The 395-nt window shown below is 51.6% G+C and carries 1 rRNA gene; it reads right to left on the bottom strand.

Annotation, left to right across the window (positions count from 1 at the left end):
- Position 1 precedes the first annotated feature (1 nt).
- Positions 2-395, bottom strand: a 23S ribosomal RNA gene (locus AYC59_RS00870); the annotation flags it as partial.

Below are 395 nucleotides of genomic sequence, written 5' to 3'. Positions count from 1 at the left end.
CTTCACCAGTTCTCCAGCCAAGCCAGCTCCCAAATCATTTCACCATTCGTGCCGTTCGGAACTTACCCGACACGGAATTTCGCTACCTTAGTACCGTTCTAGTTACGGCCGCCGTTCACTGTGGCTTCAATTCGATTCGCTCAACCCTCCTCTTAACCTTCCAGCACTTGGCAGGTTTCAGACCATATACGTCGCCTTTCATCTTAGCATAGACCTGTGTTTTTGATAACCAGTTCCTTGTGCCCCTTCACTGCGTCCTACTTTCGCTCCAGCTGTTCTCTCTCACTTGCCATAGTCACCCCTTCTCCCGAAGTTACGTGGCTATTCTGCAGAGTTTCTTAGCTAGAGTTATCCTGCCGGCCTCGGGGTTCCCATCCCGTCCACCTGTGTCGGTT

This window comes from Pseudostreptobacillus hongkongensis (genome assembly GCF_001559795.1).
Taxonomy (GTDB): domain Bacteria; phylum Fusobacteriota; class Fusobacteriia; order Fusobacteriales; family Leptotrichiaceae; genus Pseudostreptobacillus; species Pseudostreptobacillus hongkongensis.
The sequence above is the reverse complement of the archived record's forward strand: the minus strand, read 5'-3'. Positions and strand labels throughout refer to the sequence as shown.